Source organism: Vibrio caribbeanicus ATCC BAA-2122 (assembly GCF_000165125.1).
Classification (GTDB): domain Bacteria; phylum Pseudomonadota; class Gammaproteobacteria; order Enterobacterales; family Vibrionaceae; genus Vibrio; species Vibrio caribbeanicus.
In genome coordinates, this window is record NZ_AEIU01000046.1 from 43,637 (window position 1) to 62,041 (window position 18,405).

The following is an 18,405-nucleotide window of genomic DNA, read 5'->3' on the forward strand; positions in this document are numbered from 1 at the left end:
ATTTGGACATTCGTTCGAAGCGAAAGGTGATAAGAGTAGGTAAAGCCTCAAATTTTGGATTTGAGGCTTTTGTTTAAAATGCAGTTATTCGACTGAAGGTTGTGATAACTTAGGTTTAAAAAAATGATTAACCGTGGTGAGTATAGTTAAGCAAAGAACGACACAAGTGATGATCTGAATAACAGATTCCGGCGTTCCATTGTAAAAAATACTGCCAACGTCAATTGCTACGGCAACAATGAGTAACCGAATTGCCGTAACAAGCGATGCTGCTATCCCAGTGAGTTCAGGAAAAACTTGCATAGAGCTTGCAAAAAATAGCCCGATTGATAACCCTGCTCCAACTGAAAATACACACATGACTCCAGTTAGAAAAAGAGGGGAGTGAATAGCAGATTTAGGAACGATAAAAAATACAATGGTGGCGATCATGATCAGACCAAGTCCTGCATTTTTTAATTTATCTGAGCCAAATTTGTCTATCAGCTTGCCATTATTTAAACTGACAAACGCAAAGGTTCCCAGTGTCGCAATTTGATAAAGAGGAAAATGTGTTGAGCTTACACCAAGTTTCTCAATATAGAGTAATGACATGTTGGAAACGTACACCATATAAGATGCAAGGATCAGGCTAGTGATCAAAGTGTTGTACCAAAACTGGGCTGATGATAAAACTACTTTGTAATCAGTAAGCACTCGCTTGGTTGATATGGGTTTTCTTTTCTCTTTTGCTAAAGATTCGGGTAGCAGCAGAAAACACTTTATCGCAGAGAGTAAGACCAAAATTGCGATAAAAGTGAAGTTTGCTCTGTATCCTAGGTTAAGGCTTATCCACCCTCCAATAAGCGGAGCAAAAGCCATCAGACTCACCGTAATGGTGTTAAGATCGGCAATCAGTTTAGCTGCAGAGTCCTCTTCGAATAGATCAAAGATCATCGCTGTCCCGACGATAACACAAGCCGAGCTACCAAAGCCTTGTATGAGTCTAAAGGTAATCAGTTGCTCTATATTCACTGAGAAAATACAACCAACACTCGAAACAATGAAGATGCCAAAACCAAACATTAATATCGGTCTGCGTCCAAAGTGGTCCGATAGTGGTCCGTACAGCAAAGAGCCTATACAAATACCAATAAAGTTATAGCTTAAAATTCTTTGTACCATGGCTTCATTAGTACGGAAATCTTCAAGTATATCGGGAAAGGTAGGCAAATAAATATCAGTTTCCATTGCGGCGGCAAGGAATATAAATACCATGAGAAAACGAAACCATTTTCCTTCAGGGGAAATAGGAAACATAACTAATCCAACTTTAAAATAAATATGACAAGATATAAGCGTGCCCAAGGCGAGCTCGTAAACAGGGTTTATTTTTGGAATGTTGCGTATAGGAGAGGAACTTTACGCAGAGGTTATCATTCCTGCCACTTAGTTGTGATTAAGTGTTAAATTACTATAACATCCTGTATTTAAGAAACAAGTTTACGTAGAAATATTTTATCGCTCCCAAAGGGCGAGTTGCCTTGCCTGTAAAATAAGTTATTCTCGCTGAATCTAGTATCTTGAGGTTACTTGGGTATAACTTGATGGTTGAAATTCCTTATTTATTTTGCTAGCGTGAATTTATGAAAAAAATATATTTAGCGTTAATCAATATGATGATCATGCCTTCACAGCGAATGCTGCGAGGGATGGTTTGCTTGCGTTAAATTTTTCACTAGCAACATCATTCCATTTAAAAAAACTGGAATGGTGAATAAGGCAAAATATCCCCCCTTTCCAGTTAAGTTATGTTTCTGGAGAGGTATTTATGACAAACATTTTTACGACCCCAATATTCTATGCCAACGGTGAACCACATTTGGGTCATGCATATAGTGGTATTTTAGCTGATATTTTTCATCGTTATTCTCTACTCGCTAACTCAGAAAGTTGCCTAATTACAGGGACTGATGAACATGGCCTAAAAATCACTCAGGCGGCCTCTAAAAGCTGTACTGAGGTAGAAGATTTTGTCGATAGGAAGTCAGCATCCTTTGCTGAACTTTGGTCTGCTCTCAAGATTGATCCCGATGTTTTTATTCGCACTACCGACCGTTTCCATGCTCAATTTGTCGAAAAAGTATGGAAAAAGCTGCGTGATAAGGGTGATATCTATCTTGGAAACTATCAGGGGCAGTACTGCATTGGTTGTGAGCAATTTTATAATAAACGTGATTTAGTTGACGAAAAATATTGTGCTATTCATAAAACAGAGGTGCAGTCTTTTGAGGAGGAAACGTATTTATTTCGCCTCAGTCGATATCGTGAACAATTACTGGAATTCTACACGTCGAATCAGGATTTTATAATACCAACATTCACTCAAGACTATGTGGTGAAACAGCTAAAAGAGGAACCTCTTGAGGACTTGTCGGTATCTAGAATCAATCATAAATGGGGCATTTCCGTTCCGGGGGATGAAAATCACACCATTTATGTCTGGATTGATGCTCTTTTCAGTTATTTAAGTGCGATTCAAAAAGCAGGATATAACCCGGATCAATTAAAAAAGACCACTCATATTTTGGGTAAGGATATATTAAAGTTTCATGCTATTTACTGGCCAGCATTCCTTCTTGCTTTGGAGCTTCCTCTTCCTAAACACCTTATTGTTCATGGCTGGTGGAAAGTCGAAGGGCACAAGATTTCAAAATCAATTCCTGAGACGGTTGTCCACCCCAAAGCTTTTCAAACCGAATTGTCGAATGATGGCCTCAGATACGCTTTAATAAAGCAGAAACCATTGTTTAGAGATGGAGACTTAGTTCAAGACTCACTCAAGCATGTCATTAATGCCGATCTGGTGAATAATTTCGCGAACTTGGTAAAACGGAACAATACGCTTATTTTAAAACAGTTGTCTGGGGAAATTGTGGGTATAACAGACTTAGACATTGAATGTCGTCAAATTGTTACTGAAGCAGAAGTTAAGCTAGATAAAGTGATTAATGGCTACCAGACTTTTGATATCTTAATCGTTAGTCAATTACTCAATCAAATCTTGACCGAGTTAAATCGCTTTTTTCATGAGCGTTCTCCGTGGCTAATCAATAAAGGGCTTACTCGTGAGCATGTCAGTAGTACCTGCTTTGTGGTGGCAAATGTAGTGCGAGAAATCGCCATCTTATATTCACCAATAATCCCATCGCTGTCAGAGAGTATTCTAAATGAATTAGGGGATAACCGAAGTGCTTCACTCGAGAGGGGATGTCCCTTATTAAGGGATATTTCTATAAAAAAAGTACAAAGCCACTTTACCCGAGTATAGGTTTCGCTCGGTGATAAGTCATTTGGCGTAGCATCCCAGAGTGCCTTAGGATGTAGGATTCAGAGTGATGTCACAGTGTTGGGTTCAAGAAAATAACGCAGCGTAATGGTGGGACTTTATCTGGTATATACCCAAGCCAATGAAGTGACTTGGGTATTATCATTATTTTCGTAATAATGCATCGAATTGGTCGATAACTTCGCACCAATCGGCATCCTCATTTTGTGACTCTTTAATAAAAGCTTGCTGCGAGGGCTTGAGAAAAGGTGCATCGGCAAGCGTCTGTGAGTCATCTAGCGAATGATGTTGAAGATAGTCCTCAATAAACTCCTTTGAATTATCCATTCCTAATTGGCTGAATAGGTGGTGTAAGTCGTGATTGAACTTTTCCATAGAGCTGCCTTTTTTATAGATTTGCTTGACAAAAGTATAGTGGATATCGCTGTCAAAGGGGGTTATCAGCTCTTTATCAAAACAATAATCATAGTTTTTCCACTCGAGTTCATCGGCAAGGTAAACTCATTGGTGAAGCCTACAGCGTCAAACAACTTGAAAATAGCCCACTATCTCGCAGTGAAATTTTCACTAAATTCTATAAAGGAACAAAACTTTTGTCCCTTATTCTACTTTCGCTAGATGAGGGAGCAGTGCATCAATACTCTTCACTTGTTCGATCTGTGATAGTTTTGATTGTATCTCGTTCAGTGAGCCATGATCGGCCCGAGACATGAAACGTAGCTTCAATAAGCTGACAACCTGAGGCCACTGATTTAAATTAGCATGAGCCATGATGAGGTATTGACTCAGCACATCTTGCTGAGCATGGCTGCCACCCAGTTGATAATGAAGTTCTTTGACTGCAGTGATGAGATTTGCTGCATGCTGATATTGTTTACTATGGTAAGCAGCAATGGCCTCCATAATTTGAGTCGCAATAGAAAACTCACTTTCTTGTCGGATCAAAGGTGATGCAGCGACTTTATCAATGTGGCCATTGAAGTTCGAGTTTAAAGGGTTATTGGCAATGACCATCGCATTGTGTAATTCCGTAAACATTATCGAGCTGTCACCTGCGATCTCTGTCACCCCCTGAACAAGTTTGCTCCACCTTTCTCCCACATCAATACCCAAAAAGTCGAGGCGTATGAGTAATGACGCGCCATTTTGAATATCAAGGTAGTTGGCGGAGGGAACAGAATAGATCTCTTTATCAAATAGAGCGAGAGCTTGGTCCACATCACCTTGCTCTAAATAAAAGAGTGCGAGGTGCCACCAAAGGTGGCCGCGAAATGCATTATGTTGGTTTAATGTGGATATTTGGTTTTCAAGAAAGTGAATACCATCTTGAGTTCGTCCCTGCATTTCATAAAGGTGTGCTAGTGTATGTTTCGCAGCCAGATCTCGTGAGTTGTCTGCGAGTGCTTGGCGCGCAAAATGCTCAGCCAAGTCATAGTGCCCCATTTCTTCTAGTGCGAACCCATGCATTGAAGAGAACATCCAATAGCCAGGTGTGTCTTCATTCCAATGGGGTAACAATTGTGCCGAGAGATTGAGTGCTCTAGCCTTTTGGCCAAACCAAAATATTTGGCCTTGAAATTGGCGATAGGCGAGTATGTCTTGGGGCCACATGCTCAAAATAAGTTGCCAAGTATCGATGGCGGCTTTTAGGTTGTTCTCACTCCATTGTTTTAACGCATCTAAATGAAGCTTCTCACGTAAATTTGGTGTGCCTGCAAGGTGCTCGATGTCATTTACTCGCTTAGATATGTCTTTCAATGTTGACCGACGACCATCTGCAGCTAACATATAAGCCTTGAAGATATGCCCGAGAATAAAGTCTGGGTAGCGGGTGATTAAATCATCAAGTTCATCCATTGCCTCAGGTAAAAAGCTAAACATTTTTTCCAGTACACTTTCATACTTAGCTGCGCCGTCTGAATCCACGCCATTCATATCAAGATTTCTTACATCATTAGCCATAATACTCAGCCTCTATATTTCTATCTTGATCACTGTAACGAATTTTAAAAACAATGTCTACCTTTTAGTAGGTAGGCATTGTTTTAGTGGTTGTTGAAGTTACTCGGATATATGGGGGTTATCTAAGAGAAATACTCCAACAGCGGAGGAGTAGCTTTGATCAAAGTGCCACTGGGTGTTGCTTTCTCCGCTTATACTGTCAAGAAAATACGAGTTGTTACCGTAAAAAGCAGCCAAACAGGTTGGGTCAAAGGTTAAGTCTTGCGGAATATAGCAGGAGGAGCGAGTTTTTATCGGCTTGATACCAAATGCAAAGCCAGATTGATCGTAACTATCTGCATAGCTACCATGTTCACTTCTGTGAAACTTAATTACGCTAAATTGAGTTAGATACTGTTCACCCAGAAACTGAACTTCACATGACATGACGTACTTACCTGGGTTAACCGCTTCCATTATAGTGGGAATATCAAACCTTATTGCTTTGTCTAATATAACGCCATGATGCTCTTGTTCTGCCAAAGAGCACAGTCCTTCAAGATTTTTATTGGTAGTTCCATTTTCAGAGGGGAAAACTACGTCAAGGGTAGTATTTGCTTGCGTTGGCAAAGCCAGTGCTAAGGCGGAAATAGCAATAAATTTGATAGTTTTCATAGAGTTCTCTCATTTAACTTATTATGCATCTTGATGTTTATCATCTGGCATTTATAAAATGAATGAATTTCGCTAAAAAAATTAACCAATTGGATGAAAAGTCACAGTTGATGTTGATAATTAGTCTTGATCAAATGTGGAAGGAGGTTTGAATTTGTGGGGGCAAGGTGTCGAAACTGAAGTGATTCGAAAATATCGTTCTCTTGCTTAAAATCGTAACAGTGCTGACCCTCAACCTTTATACTGCAAGATTTTTCTCGCCCTTTGGGAGCGTGCCACAGCGCTGATTTCATCGTCAAACAACTTGTAAAGAGCCTACTACTCCGCTGCGTTATTTTCCTTGAATTCAGCACTGTGGCATCGCTCTGAATCCTGCATTTTGAAGTCACTTGGGTATATACCCAAGTAACCTCAAGATGCTAGGTTCAGCAAGACAACTCGCCCTTTGGGAGCGTGCCACAGTGCCGATTTCATCGTCAAACAACTTGGTAAGAGGTCACTATTACGCTGCGTTATTTTCCTTGAATTCAACACTGTGGCATCGCTCTGAATCCTGCATTTTGAAGTCACTTGGGTATAGCAATCGAAAATTTTATTCTTCTCTCTGTAAAAGCGTATATTTAGTTTCTTAGGCTCAAAGTGTGTAGCCTAGGCTCACAAAGGTTGTATAGTCGTCTTTTTTCGGGGTAACGCCCTTTGAGTCGGTTTTAGGATGAGATATGTGGTCCCAAACTCCTTTGATTTCCAGAGAAAGATTTCCGACTAGATCGATATCAAAAGCGAGTGCATTAGTATGAGCTGCGCCGCCTGATTCACTGTTTGCCCAATTGAGTTTATAAGTGTGTTTGAAGTTGATATTTTTCGTGATCTCATGACTAAAATTTGAGCCTAATGTGAGTGCAGCACTATTAACACTGGTGTCTTCACCTTCTTCAACGGTTAGATACTTAGTGTAGGTGAAGCCGGGGCCCAAATACACATCCCACTCTGTTTCTGAGTTTGCTATGAAAAAATAACCAACACTGACTGACTCTGTGAATTGATAATCAAGATTTTGGAACTCATCTGTGATGAGAGAAGAATCGATAGGCCTTAAAAATAGTCGGTCATTGAGGTAGAGATCGTATGACCCTGATAAAACAGATTTATCTGCGGTCTTTTCTCCATTTGCTTTTGAGTTTTCATAGCTGGCACCAAGCTTCGTTCTTGAATCTACAGTTCTCCGCTCTCCTTGTGCTTCTCCTCTAAAGCTAAATTTGTCAGTGTTGCCACTTTTTAAATCTATGCCTAGAGTAACTTTTGCTTCCCATGGAGTAGACTCGTTTGTTCCACTACGATAGATGGATACCACATCTTTCATCGGTATAGTTTGTTGTTGGCCTTTTTGAATCAGAAAAACGACATCTTTTTGGACAGATAATCTGCCGCTATAGATATCACCCGTACTGGTACGAATAGTATAGTTTTCGGTTGTCTGCATTAAGTTGATATCACTGAGTTTGATTGATTGTGTACCCAGCTTATCGCTTTTAAATTCTATTTTTTTCTTGTAAGAGCCCAGCTCATTGTTGATGCTTCCCTTTAGTTTACCCTGAATAATTTCACCAGAATTGAGGCGTATCCAATCCTTTTTATCAGAAAGATAGACCGTTTGATTGACACCATTTTTGTCTACACTTTCTTTCGCGCAGATATGCGAGGAAATGAACCAAGTACATATGAATAGTAGGGTTACATTGACTTTCATTTTAATAAGCTCTTTTGGTAGGAATTGCATAAAGATAGGTTAAACAGAGAAAAGCATACCGATGTCATTACCAAGACAATCCGTGGTCAGGAGCTGAGTTATGAGGGAGAATTTAGGTGATAAGCCTCAATGACATGAAAGGTGTCTCAAAAAGACTAGACTTAAACCGTGACGCAGAACACTTATTTTCAGTTTTTCGATTTAGGAACACGAATATGAATAATAAAGTTTTTGGTTTGGTGCTTATCGGTATCGCAATGCCTGCTAAATCTATTGAACTAGCCATTTTAGAGTGGGAAGGTTACATATCAAGCTTTAAGCAGGACTTTGAAGCATATGCTATTTCTAAAGGCAAAGATATCACGTTAACGATTTCTGAGGATTTAGACAATGAACCTGTTTATATAACGAACTTTGATGACATGTTTCATGTCTTGAGGTCTTCAAAAGCCGATATAGTCACGCCGACGTCGAGTTTTTATAATCGAGAGGGCGGGCGTTTGTATAATCTTCTTGTACCGATTGATCGATCGCGTCTATCGAATGTAGCCAGCCTTCCAAGTTCCTTGTCTGAATCAATGTATGATCTAAAAGATGAAAAACATTTCTCCGTTCCATTGATAGGCGGTTCTTATGGTCTTGCTTATAATGCGTCATACGTTCCCGCTCCTTCTTCTTGGGAAGTTTTATCTGCCCCAGAGAACAAAGGAAAAGTGTCCATGACTGATAAGCTTGTAGAGGCTAATGGTTATATTGCAGCTATCATGGCAGGTACAAACCCAAAGGATGTTTACGATCAAAATAATGTTGACCACGATAAAGCGCTAAAGATCCTCCAAGACATGAGGGGTAACACAACAAAGTATTGGGGTGGAATGGCAATGCCAGATGATATGAAAAGCTGGCATTATATAACAACCTATGGCTTTGGTATTGCCGCTGCTAACAGTGAAGGGCAAGACTGGAAAATGGTCATTCCCAAAGAGGGACAAACCTTGTGGTTGGACACAATTGCGATCTCATCGAGTATTCGAGACGATAAAGAGAAGTTAGAGGCGGCCTACTTTCTCATCGATTACATGCTGAGTGGTGAGGTACAAGCGGAGATGACAAGAATGTTTGGGTCTGTACCTGTCGTGACCAACGCAAAAGAGCACTGGAGTAGTGAAGAGCAGCAAAGGTTTAACGTTCAATCTGATGAATTCTATATTGAGGGTAATCTTTGGCAGGCTCTCGATAAGAGAACCAGTAACTTCTATGAGCTTTTGTGGAATCAGGCTGGAAAATAGCTGGTTTTGCACGGCTGTCTGGTTATGGTTCAGCCATAGCAATAAACGGGTTAGTGCCCGAACTCATACTACCTTTCTTTTGACAATCTTTTTATCAGAAGAGAAATCTCTATCTTTACTCAAGTACAGAAAAGTAATCAGTAATATAAAGACAGCTAGCGCAATACTTAAATTGGGTGATGAAACACTACTCGGATACACTGTGACAAGAGTATAGGATAGTAAACTGCCAATACCGGCATAGAATTGAAACCTTCCTAGTGCACTACCTATGATACTGTCTCGATATTTTGCCTTTATTTGGGCTCTTGTAAGAGAAAAAGCCAAATTATAGCTTATACCCAACATTACAGGGCCTAAAAGTACTAAATAAGGTGAAAATAAGGTCAAGTATGAAAGAAGTATTAGTAAACAAGAAAAAGAGAGTGCTTTTTGATTGTCAGTAGATATTTTTAGTTTGAAACATAAAAGACCACCAAGAAAGCCCCCTAACCCTATCATAAAAAATGTTATATTTGATACTGAAAGGTTGAGACTACTGAGTGCATAAGAGTTAAAACAAGATAAAATGAATACATATGAAGATTGAAGGGGAAGTATTAAAAAAATCCTTTTTCTACGAATGTAACACTATCTTTATTATAGCCATTATTTTTGTGTGTGTGAGTAAAATAAGGCCCGATAAGACAAAGAGTAAGCAAAAGAATGAGATAAGATAAACAACAAATAATCCCAAGGATATAAAAAGATTGATAGTTTAAAAAAGTGTTACTGATAATTGGAGTGATGATATAAATGATACCACTTGTAGAGGTCTGCAAACCTTGAGCCTTATTCATTTTATCTGGAGATGTGGCTATAGAAATAGATGATGATGTTGTTATACTAACAACCTGAACTAAAATAGATATCAAAGCTGAGACAAAGTAATAAAAAAATAAGCTATCAAAATTAATAATAAAAAATGATATAATTAACAACAAAATGATTGAATTTCTTACTGTCTTAAATATGTTATTACCGTCAACAACTTGCCCTATTTTTCTCGAGAATATTAATCCGGGTGATAACATTAACAAATAAAGAAGGCTATATCCTGAGATTCCCTCAACTTGATAGACTTGTATACCTATAGAAAAAACAAGAATACCAATAGTAAAAAAGACGCATTGAGACCAAATTATAATAGATATAGTGCGATTAAGTGAAAAAATTTTCATTGTGTAAATTTCATAAAGTTGGGAGGGTCCCCCCCCGTTAAAAATATATTATCTTACCATTCTATAATGATTTACTTCATAATCACTCGGTGCTACACCAAAACGATTTAGCATTTTAGAGTGCATTGGGTCAGTATATATTTCTCTTTTTTCATCAAAAAAAACCTCATCGTACCATACTACACCAAATCTTATTTCATTATCAATGACGTCTACTCGATGCCAGTCATAACGCGCTTTATCGTTGGGTATAGAAAGTAGTCTTTCATCTGAGTTCATTAACTCATCAAAGCAATCATTTAAGCTCGATAAACTATTAAATTTTATTTTCATTTTTGTAAATGCAATAACGGTAGGAGCGTGTTTTCTTTTTTCATGACTAGCCAAAAATGATTCCATTTTTTTAGGGAAAGATATAAATTTCATGTTTTTTTCTTTTTATTTATCACAGGTATACTTGTATATTGAAAATATTTTCATTTCAATTTTTTTGTTTTTTTATTTTGAATAAATCGCTTTTAAATGAAATTTAATCTAGGTCAAGTGTTATTTTTGATTGTTTGATTGTTTGATTGTTTGATTGTTTGATTGTTTGATTGTTTGTTATTTAATATAAGGGGTAAGTATTATTTTACAACATTGGTAGTATTGTAATTTTAGCTAGATACTTGTATTAAGAGCCTATCAATGGCCCTGATCTTGATAGAAATCGGTCATATCAACTTTTCACGAAAGTTCTTAATCGCTATTGCAATTTTCCTATTTTGCTTTACTGTTGTACTCATGTATATCACCATGCAATAACTTAGGAATTATCTGATGTCAGATTGGGACGAAGATCAACCTATTTTCCGGCAACTTGCGAGACGTATTACTGACCAAATATTGCAAGGTGCTTGGTCAGAGGGGCAAGCGTTACCGTCAGTTAGGGTGGTGGCCGGTGATTTAAAGATAAATCATTTAACCGTAATGAAAGGCTATCAATTGTTAGTTGATGAGGGGCTAGTTGAGAAGAGGAGAGGGCAGGGTATGTTTGTTGCCGAAGGAGCACTCGAGCAGTTGTTAGTGAGTCAAAAGAAACATTTTATTGAAACAGATATTCCTGCTATCGCAACAAAGTTGCAACGACTGAATATTTCTGTTTCTGAATTTATTGAACAAATTGAGCAGCACCTTGAGGAGAAGATATGAGTATTTTAATCAAGGCAAAAAATGTGACTAAGAGCTATTCAGGCTCGAAACAAGGCCGCTCTGAGGCAATAAATAACCTCAGCTTTGAATTGAAAACCGGTCAAGTATTGGGTTTGCTCGGACACAATGGGGCAGGGAAATCAACGCTGATAAAGAGTTTATTGGGTGCTCATGACTACCAAGGAAAGATAGACATACTAGGGTATGAACCACAGTCTCAGCGTCCGAAAGTGATGCAACATTTATCTTATATTTCTGATGTTAGTGTTCTGCCTGATTGGATGACTGTCGAACAAGTTATACGTTATACCGATGGCGTTCATCCGAGCTTCGATAAACATAAAGCGTTGGCAGTTCTTGAAAAAACTGATATCAAGCTGAGCAGTAAAATATACACATTGTCAAAAGGAATGAAGGTTCAACTTCACCTATCCATTGTTATCGCTACGGATGCAAAAGTATTGATTCTGGACGAGCCGACATTGGGCTTAGATCTCGTTTATCGAGATACGTTTTATCGCCACTTGTTGGAATGGTTTCATGATGGCGAGCGGGCCTTAATTATTGCCAGTCATGAAGTATCGGAAATCGAGCACCTTCTTACCGATGTGCTGATCTTAAAACAGGGTGAAATTGTGATGCAATCGACGATGGAGGACATAGCTAATGACTACGTCATTGTTGAAATCAGTGATGAAAAAAATACGGATCTAAGCGCAATTAAACCTTTATCAAATGAGCGAGTACTTGGCAGCTCACGTTTACTATTACGCTCTGAGCAACGTGATTTATTAACTAATATCGATAAAATTTACAATGTAAAGCTGAGTGATATGTTTCTTGCTCTACAGAAAGGTGCACTGTGATGAACGTAATTATGACCTTATTAGAAAAAGAATGGCTAGAGCATAAAGTGGTTACACGGGTGCCGTTATTTTTACTGTTTTGTGGCCTCGTGATGCTTGTTCTCTTGTCTTCAAATGCAGGCTTTCAAAGCAATATTAGTTATGAGTTGTCGTACAACTTTGATGATTGGGATTCTGGCCCCAACTTTGGTGAGCAATTGAGTCATATTATTTTCTTTTTAAGTGGTATGGTCTCGATCTTATTATCAACCTTGTATTTCCCCAAAACTCTGCGCAAAGAACGTCTAGAGGGAAGTTTGATGTTTTGGCGCAGTATGCCTATCTCAGATGGTACGCAACATGCAATTAAGCTCATTTTTGGACTTTTAATTGTTCCTGTAATTTGTTCAATACTAGTAATAAGTACTGACATCATTATGTGGGCTACCAGCCACTTCCTAAATGAAAAAATGCCCTTATTTTGGGAAGGTGGTTCTATGTGGTATGTCTTGACTCATTGGTTAGAGTTTATCTTTAGAATGTGGGCTGTGGGCATTGCATTACTGCCACTGGCTATTCTGGCGATGGCAATATCACAGCGAATAAACTCACCGCTTCTTATTATGCTTTTGGGTTTTTATGTCTTAAAACTGCTGTCTTCAGTGATTTTTGGCGATGCGATGCTAAGTCAATTTTTCAGACTGGTTATGTGGCTACCAATCAATGTTTTAACTGAAGACAGCATATACTATGCTTTTACTCAGTTTGGTACGCTCAATCTTTGTATTTATTTTTTACTGGGTGTCGTGAGTTTAGTAATAAGCTTAAGGTTAAGCCGCACAGTCGCATAAATATATTCAAGTAATCTTGAAGCGTTTGGCGCGAAGAGAAAGAGAAGTTGCGAGGACTTTCTTAATCGCAACTCTCAACTATTGGTGAAGTTTTCTAACTGTGCTATTGGCAGTCCACCCAATACCTCGCAATACGATAGGGAAAGACAGTTCCAGTAATGATGCTTTCAAGTTGCCCGCCATTTGCCTCAATCACTTTACGCGAAGCTATGTTATCCTCATCGGCTGTAATAAGTGCCTTGCCAATGTTAAGTTGCTTGGCTTTTGGTAACGCCAATTTTAACATCATACTGCCAAATCCTTTTCCACGAAATGCTGGTGCGATATCGTAACCAATGTGACCTGCCTCAATTAATAAAAAGTCGTTACCCAGATTGTGGCGAATCCGAAGGCAGCCCAATATCTGATTGTGCTGATCAACAAACCAAAAATGATGACAGGGGACATAATTGGGTTTGAGGTTAATACCTTTTTCTTCATTAGCGAGCCTTTGCACATAACTTTCGAAGTTTATCTGGCTCTCTTGATAATATTCTGCTCTTTCGGGGTCACTCTGCTCCAAATCTGAATAGAAGTGCTTGAACGATTGCTTGAAAGCGTTTGATGGGCTAATGAGTCGCATGGTCTTTCCTTGAGTGCTGTTATTAAGCCCAAGGTAGCATATATAAAGAGTCCAATGAATCATGGGATTAGTCAAAGACTAGGTGAATAGAAAAGAGTCTTTTATTGACAGACTAATAAAATTGCAATTTACAGACTAAGCTTTAAGAGTGCCACATGTGGTTTGGAGGTACGCATGAACGTTCTTATTCAGTTTGATGTTGCAGGAGAGTATAAGGATGGTGCGTGGGGGCGTCCGGTCTCTTTTCGTAAAGGTGAAATCCATTCTGTCAGCCCAATCTCGGCGATAGTACTCATCGAGCAACACAAGGCTCACATTTATCATAAAGCGACGAACGAGTCACTTGAAGACTTAGATGAGGGTTAATCTTTTATTCTATTCTTCTCGGTATTAACGATTGAACCAAGGGGGGCTTCTCCCCCTTTGGTCACTTTCTCTCTAGCAGCCATCGAGTAAACTCTGCAAAGCCATACCCTCCTGGTTTTTCTATCACAATACTGGGTTTACTTTTAAGGACCGGCCAATATTTCTTTATATTACTATACCCAAGTGACTTCAAAATGCAGGATTCAGAGCGATGCCACCGTGTTGAGTTCAAGGAAAATAACGCAGCGTAATAGTCGACTCTTACCAAGTTGTTTGACGATGAAATCGGCACTGTGGCACGCTCCCAAAGGGCGAGTTATCTTGCTTTACATGCGTCGTTACCGATTTTCAATTTAGATGACTAGATTTTCAAATCGTTGCCTTGCCTGTCAAGCAAGTCATTCTCGCTGAACCTAGCATCTTGAGGTTAGTTGGGTATATAATTGCGCTCGATTTTACTCGCCAAACTTAATTCTCATCTCGGGTACTGTATGATTTCAAAAAACCAATTAAAACTTATTAGAGCTTTAGGGCAAAAAAAACAGCGTAGAGCTCATGGTCTGTTTTTGGTTCAAGGTGAGAAAAATGTTTTGGAGCTAGTTAAAACTGATTATCGAGTACAACAAGTGTTTGCGACCCAAGATTTTCTCGATCGCTACTCACAGTGTTTGATAGGGTATGAGTGTATCGAGGCTACACTAGAAGATTTAACCAAAGCCAGCACTTTAGTGAGTAATAATGCGGCCATAGCTATCGTGGAGATCCCCCAGCTGATTGAGCCTGAAGCAGAAGGATTCATGATTGCCCTCGACGGTGTTTCTGACCCCGGAAATCTGGGAACGATTATACGGTTGGCTGACTGGTACGGAATAAAGCACATTGTTGCCAGCGAGGATTGTGCTGACCCTTATAGTCCAAAAACAATCAGTGCGACGATGGGGAGTTTTGCTCGAGTCACTGTCACTCAATTAAATCTCCCTGATTACCTCAAACACGCTCATTTACCTATTTATGGTGCTTTTCTTGATGGCGAAAATGTTCACAACGTATCGTTTAGTGCGCAAGGTATTCTGCTAATGGGCAGTGAGTCGCATGGTATTCGTGAGCAGGCCAGTCAGCATGTAACGAATAAAATTACGATCCCTTCTTTTGGTGGCGCTGAGTCACTCAATGTTGCAATGGCGGCAGGTATTATCATTGACAATATACGCCGCCACCATGGTTAGACATATTTAAGCTATGTATCGTCTTCGTTTGGCTAGTGATGAGCAGCTCATACACAGGGTATGCAAAAGTGTACCCATATCAGAGGGCTAATGATTTCCTTCTTGGCTGGCTGATTTTTTTGGTTATGAAGAATAAAAATAGTTCAATTTAATCCTCAAGACTGTCCTTTCAACAGCTATACTTTTTAATGATAATTTTAACATCAATTAGAGATGCCGAGGGAGAAAGGGAGTATGGCGACAAGAGAAATACAATACTTTTTTCATCCTAGGACAGGATCTTTCAGTTATGTTGTAGCTGACATTGATACTTTAGAAGCGATTATTATCGACCCTGTTGCTGATTATGATGAGGTACAAGATGAAGTCAGTTATGACTCTGTCAACGAAATCATTGATCATATTAAAAAACGACACTTGCATCCGATGGCCGTGCTAGAAACTCATATCGATCATGACCACTTTTCAGGTTGCTTCTACCTAGGGCAAAAATTGGATACCCCAGTCTACATTTCAACGTGCTGTGATGAAAAAGATTTACCTGACCAAGACAAGCAGTTTATGAGTGAGTTGTATCACTTCGAACATTTTCTTGTTTCGAGCAATCATTTTGAGCCTGACTACGAAAAAGTCGATGCTGAGATATCGAATTCAGGGAGTGAGAATGAATCAACGTTAAAAATCGGCGATGATATTTTTTATCATGGAGATGGTAGCGCTGAACTTCCCAAAGGTTGCGATGAGCATGCGTTTGAAATGATTTGTGAGCTTTATGATTACAAATCTCACCTAGATGACGACCCAATTCACCATTAAGCTAATCAATGAAATGGCACCCATTCGGGTGCCTTTTTTATGAGGGTAAAATAATGCTATTTATTTTGCCATCATGTTATCAATAACGCCTACGTTAAAATTAGAGCTTCTCTATCCCCATATTGTGAAGAGTGAAGCTATAAGTATCCGCGTAGTAATCAATAATTTTATGAGTTGGTGTCCCTGCTCCATGACCCGAGTCGGTCTCAATTCGGATTAAAGTGGGCTGACTGCCGGTTTGTTTCGCTTGTAATTGAGCCGCGAATTTATAGGAGTGTGCAGGAACGACTCTATCATCATGATCACCAGTTGTAACAAGAGTTGCTGGATAGTGAGTACCTACATTTACATTGTGAACAGGTGAATAATTTTTGAGGTATTCGAACATAGACTGACTTTGCTCCGCCGTACCATAGTCGTACGCCCACCCCGCACCGGCTGTAAAAGTGTGATACCGGAGCATGTCGAGTACACCCACAGCAGGCAGTGCGACTTGGAATAACTCAGGTCTTTGAGTCATAGCCGCGCCGACAAGCAATCCTCCATTTGAGCCACCGCTTATGGCAAGTTTGCTCGGAGAAGTATAACCTTTGTCGATTAGGTATTCGGCAGCAGCAATGAAATCATCAAAAACATTCTGTTTTTGCATCTGCGTCCCTGCATCGTGCCATTCTTTTCCATATTCACCGCCGCCGCGTAGATTTGGAACAGCATAAACACCGCCAAGCTCCATCCACGCCGCTCTTGTGGGGCGGAAGTTCGGAGTTAGGCTAATATTAAAACCGCCATATCCATATAGTAGAGTGGGATTGCTGCCATCCAGTTTGATTCCCTTTTTATAGGTAATAATCATTGGCACTTTAGTCCCGTCTTTTGACTTATAGAAGACTTGTTTTGATTCGTAGTTTTGCGGGTTGAAATCAGCGTTAGAGGTATAAAACGGCGTGCTTTTCCCTGATTGAATATCGAGTTCAAACGTCGTATCGGGTGTTTTGTAATTAGTGAAGGTATAGTAGAGAGTGGAGTCTTTCAGTTTTGCTGCGAATCCTTCTGCACTGCCAATATCGGGCAATGCAATATCTCGAATCCATTTTCCATCTCTATCAAATTGTTTAACTACAGAGGTGGCATCGACCATATAGTGGGCGAAAAGAAAGCCCCCGGCAGCAGTGACATCGAGAACGTGTTCATTTTCGGCAATTACGTCTTGCCAGTTTTCTGATTGTGGCTGCTTGGCATCCGCTTTAACAACTCGCTGATTTGGGGCATTTAAGTTAGTTGCTAGATATAACGTACTACCATTGGTATCGACAACCCAAGTATCTGACTTCGTGTTATCGATGATGGGGGTGAGAGGGGCATTGGGTATGGAAAGATCTTTGATAAATAGTTTATTTCCAGATGTTGAGTTGCTCGCGCTAATAAAAAGGTAACGTCCATCTCGCGAGGTGCTGCCTGAGACATAACGATACTTTTCGCTTTCATTGCTTCCAAAAACTAAAGTGTCTTGACTCTGGTTTTGGCCAATATGGTGAAAATACAACTTATGTTGATCGGTTTTGGCGGACAGTTCGCTTCCTTGTGGTTTTTCATAACTTGAGTAGAAAAAGCCCTCATTCTTTAACCAACTGATGTTACTAAACTTGATATCGACAAGTTCGGTGTCAATCTGAGCTTTGCTATCACTGTTAATGATGATGATTTTTCGCCAGTCACTGCCATCTTCTGAAATACTGTAAGCAAGCATAGATCCATCGTCCGAAAAACTGACGTCATCAAGAGAAGTGGTGCCATCTTGGCTAAACGCGTTAGGGTTAAGAACAACTTCGGGCTTATCTTTACCTTTTCGCCGGTAAAGCACATCTTGGTTTTGAAGACCATCATTCTTGAAAAAGTAGGTGTATTCACCCTCGGTGAAAGGCCGACCTACTTTTTCGTAATCCATTAATCTAGTGAGCTTCTGCTCAATGACTTCTCGATATGGGATTCGTTTAAGATAGTCAAAAGTAACCGTATTCTGCCTTTTTACCCAATCAGCAGTCTCCTGGCTGCGATCATCTTCGAGCCATCGATAAGGGTCTGTTACCAGCTGGCCAAAGTATTGATCGACAATATTGACTGTTTTTGTCGTAGGGTATTGAATGCGCATAGTTTTTTCCTGCTTAGTATTAGCCGCATGTGTTGGTGCTATTAGCCAAAAGCACGTGGTTATTGTAGCTAATATTCTGATTTTCATTTTGATTCTCTTATAGATGGAGTGGATTATATTCTACACCAAAGAACATAGA

The 18,405-nt window shown here is 39.5% G+C and carries 17 protein-coding genes; 8 read left to right on the forward strand and 9 right to left on the reverse strand.

Annotated features, from left to right (window positions below; genetic code table 11):
- Window positions 1-84 precede the first annotated feature (84 nt).
- On the reverse strand, window positions 85-1,299 hold the full coding sequence (locus RH40_RS04140) for a multidrug effflux MFS transporter (RefSeq protein ID WP_009600101.1): 1,215 nt from the start codon (window positions 1,297-1,299) through the stop codon (window positions 85-87).
- Between the two features lie 511 nt (window positions 1,300-1,810).
- On the opposite strand from RH40_RS04140, the gene metG reads away from it, so the two are divergent.
- A complete protein-coding gene (gene metG, locus RH40_RS04145) occupies window positions 1,811-3,310 on the forward strand; it encodes a methionine--tRNA ligase (RefSeq protein ID WP_009600102.1) in 1,500 nt (499 codons plus the stop codon).
- Window positions 3,311-3,472: 162 nt separating this feature from the next.
- Here the strand turns inward: metG and RH40_RS04150 are convergent, their stop codons facing one another.
- The 4 genes from RH40_RS04150 to RH40_RS04170 all read right to left on the reverse strand — a co-directional run bounded on the left by RH40_RS04150 (window position 3,473) and on the right by RH40_RS04170 (window position 7,691).
- Window positions 3,473-3,703: a DUF2789 family protein gene (locus RH40_RS04150; protein ID WP_009600103.1), complete on the reverse strand. Its 231-nt coding sequence runs from the start codon at window positions 3,701-3,703 to the stop codon at window positions 3,473-3,475.
- Window positions 3,704-3,928: 225 nt separating this feature from the next.
- Window positions 3,929-5,290: a tetratricopeptide repeat protein gene (locus RH40_RS04160; RefSeq protein WP_009600105.1), complete on the reverse strand. Its 1,362-nt coding sequence runs from the start codon at window positions 5,288-5,290 to the stop codon at window positions 3,929-3,931.
- 99 nt (window positions 5,291-5,389) lie between these two features.
- Window positions 5,390-5,944, reverse strand: coding sequence for a hypothetical protein (locus RH40_RS04165; protein WP_009600106.1), 555 nt, complete (start codon window positions 5,942-5,944; stop codon window positions 5,390-5,392).
- A 634-nt stretch (window positions 5,945-6,578) separates the two neighbouring features.
- The gene (locus RH40_RS04170) at window positions 6,579-7,691 is read right to left on the reverse strand and encodes a DUF481 domain-containing protein (RefSeq protein ID WP_009600108.1); all 1,113 of its coding nucleotides are present in this window, start codon (window positions 7,689-7,691) and stop codon (window positions 6,579-6,581) included.
- A 215-nt stretch (window positions 7,692-7,906) separates the two neighbouring features.
- Here RH40_RS04170 and RH40_RS04175 point away from each other — a divergent pair, with 215 nt between their 5' ends.
- The gene (locus RH40_RS04175; protein WP_009600109.1) at window positions 7,907-8,980 is read left to right on the forward strand and encodes an ABC transporter substrate-binding protein; all 1,074 of its coding nucleotides are present in this window, start codon (window positions 7,907-7,909) and stop codon (window positions 8,978-8,980) included.
- Between the two features lie 599 nt (window positions 8,981-9,579).
- Here RH40_RS04175 and RH40_RS04185 read toward each other — a convergent pair.
- Both RH40_RS04185 and RH40_RS04190 read right to left on the reverse strand, forming a co-directional pair.
- On the reverse strand, window positions 9,580-10,200 hold the full coding sequence (locus tag RH40_RS04185; protein WP_009600111.1) for a hypothetical protein: 621 nt from the start codon (window positions 10,198-10,200) through the stop codon (window positions 9,580-9,582).
- A gap of 48 nt (window positions 10,201-10,248) precedes the next feature.
- Window positions 10,249-10,626, reverse strand: coding sequence for a hypothetical protein (locus RH40_RS04190; RefSeq protein WP_009600112.1), 378 nt, complete (start codon window positions 10,624-10,626; stop codon window positions 10,249-10,251).
- A gap of 393 nt (window positions 10,627-11,019) precedes the next feature.
- Here RH40_RS04190 and RH40_RS04195 point away from each other — a divergent pair, with 393 nt between their 5' ends.
- Genes RH40_RS04195 through RH40_RS04205 form a run of 3 tightly spaced genes read left to right on the forward strand, consistent with a single transcriptional unit; the run spans window position 11,020 to window position 13,087 of the window.
- Window positions 11,020-11,391: a GntR family transcriptional regulator gene (locus RH40_RS04195; RefSeq protein WP_009600113.1), complete on the forward strand. Its 372-nt coding sequence runs from the start codon at window positions 11,020-11,022 to the stop codon at window positions 11,389-11,391.
- Window positions 11,388-12,257, forward strand: a complete 870-nt coding sequence (locus RH40_RS04200; protein ID WP_009600114.1) for an ABC transporter ATP-binding protein — start codon at window positions 11,388-11,390, stop codon at window positions 12,255-12,257. The genes RH40_RS04195 and RH40_RS04200 overlap by 4 nt, the downstream gene beginning before the upstream one ends.
- The gene (locus tag RH40_RS04205; protein ID WP_009600115.1) at window positions 12,257-13,087 is read left to right on the forward strand and encodes a membrane protein; all 831 of its coding nucleotides are present in this window, start codon (window positions 12,257-12,259) and stop codon (window positions 13,085-13,087) included. The genes RH40_RS04200 and RH40_RS04205 overlap by 1 nt, the downstream gene beginning before the upstream one ends.
- A 103-nt stretch (window positions 13,088-13,190) precedes the next feature.
- Here the strand turns inward: RH40_RS04205 and RH40_RS04210 are convergent, their stop codons facing one another.
- The gene (locus RH40_RS04210) at window positions 13,191-13,709 is read right to left on the reverse strand and encodes a GNAT family N-acetyltransferase (protein WP_009600116.1); all 519 of its coding nucleotides are present in this window, start codon (window positions 13,707-13,709) and stop codon (window positions 13,191-13,193) included.
- Between the two features lie 174 nt (window positions 13,710-13,883).
- Here RH40_RS04210 and RH40_RS04215 point away from each other — a divergent pair, with 174 nt between their 5' ends.
- From RH40_RS04215 to RH40_RS04225, 3 genes are all read left to right on the forward strand, one after another.
- The gene (locus RH40_RS04215; protein ID WP_009600117.1) at window positions 13,884-14,075 is read left to right on the forward strand and encodes a hypothetical protein; all 192 of its coding nucleotides are present in this window, start codon (window positions 13,884-13,886) and stop codon (window positions 14,073-14,075) included.
- 491 nt (window positions 14,076-14,566) lie between these two features.
- Window positions 14,567-15,301, forward strand: a complete 735-nt coding sequence (locus tag RH40_RS04220) for a TrmH family RNA methyltransferase (protein WP_009600118.1) — start codon at window positions 14,567-14,569, stop codon at window positions 15,299-15,301.
- Window positions 15,302-15,535: 234 nt separating this feature from the next.
- Complete coding sequence (locus tag RH40_RS04225; RefSeq protein ID WP_009600119.1) at window positions 15,536-16,117, forward strand: MBL fold metallo-hydrolase; 582 nt, start codon at window positions 15,536-15,538, stop codon at window positions 16,115-16,117.
- A gap of 100 nt (window positions 16,118-16,217) precedes the next feature.
- Here RH40_RS04225 and RH40_RS04230 read toward each other — a convergent pair whose 3' ends face one another.
- Window positions 16,218-18,359 carry a prolyl oligopeptidase family serine peptidase gene (locus tag RH40_RS04230; RefSeq protein WP_422636345.1) on the reverse strand — a complete coding sequence of 714 codons (2,142 nt, stop codon included), beginning with the start codon at window positions 18,357-18,359 and terminating at the stop codon, window positions 16,218-16,220.
- Between the last annotated feature and the right edge of the window lie 46 nt (window positions 18,360-18,405).

Bases quoted from the DNA above. Each gene is read 5' to 3' on its own strand.
- RH40_RS04140 (WP_009600101.1), bottom strand. From the start codon at position 1,299: ATGTTTCCTATTTCCCCTGAAGGAAAATGGTTTCGTTTTCTCATGGTA.
- RH40_RS04210 (WP_009600116.1), bottom strand. From the start codon at position 13,709: ATGCGACTCATTAGCCCATCAAACGCTTTCAAGCAATCGTTCAAGCAC.
- RH40_RS04170 (WP_009600108.1), bottom strand. From the start codon at position 7,691: ATGAAAGTCAATGTAACCCTACTATTCATATGTACTTGGTTCATTTCC.
- RH40_RS04165 (WP_009600106.1), bottom strand. From the start codon at position 5,944: ATGAAAACTATCAAATTTATTGCTATTTCCGCCTTAGCACTGGCTTTG.
- RH40_RS04205 (WP_009600115.1), top strand. From the start codon at position 12,257: ATGAACGTAATTATGACCTTATTAGAAAAAGAATGGCTAGAGCATAAA.
- RH40_RS04195 (WP_009600113.1), top strand. From the start codon at position 11,020: ATGTCAGATTGGGACGAAGATCAACCTATTTTCCGGCAACTTGCGAGA.
- RH40_RS04190 (WP_009600112.1), bottom strand. From the start codon at position 10,626: ATGAAATTTATATCTTTCCCTAAAAAAATGGAATCATTTTTGGCTAGT.
- RH40_RS04215 (WP_009600117.1), top strand. From the start codon at position 13,884: ATGAACGTTCTTATTCAGTTTGATGTTGCAGGAGAGTATAAGGATGGT.
- RH40_RS04185 (WP_009600111.1), bottom strand. From the start codon at position 10,200: ATGAAAATTTTTTCACTTAATCGCACTATATCTATTATAATTTGGTCT.
- RH40_RS04150 (WP_009600103.1), bottom strand. From the start codon at position 3,703: ATGGAAAAGTTCAATCACGACTTACACCACCTATTCAGCCAATTAGGA.
- RH40_RS04200 (WP_009600114.1), top strand. From the start codon at position 11,388: ATGAGTATTTTAATCAAGGCAAAAAATGTGACTAAGAGCTATTCAGGC.
- RH40_RS04225 (WP_009600119.1), top strand. From the start codon at position 15,536: ATGGCGACAAGAGAAATACAATACTTTTTTCATCCTAGGACAGGATCT.
- metG (WP_009600102.1), top strand. From the start codon at position 1,811: ATGACAAACATTTTTACGACCCCAATATTCTATGCCAACGGTGAACCA.
- RH40_RS04175 (WP_009600109.1), top strand. From the start codon at position 7,907: ATGAATAATAAAGTTTTTGGTTTGGTGCTTATCGGTATCGCAATGCCT.
- RH40_RS04160 (WP_009600105.1), bottom strand. From the start codon at position 5,290: ATGGCTAATGATGTAAGAAATCTTGATATGAATGGCGTGGATTCAGAC.
- RH40_RS04220 (WP_009600118.1), top strand. From the start codon at position 14,567: ATGATTTCAAAAAACCAATTAAAACTTATTAGAGCTTTAGGGCAAAAA.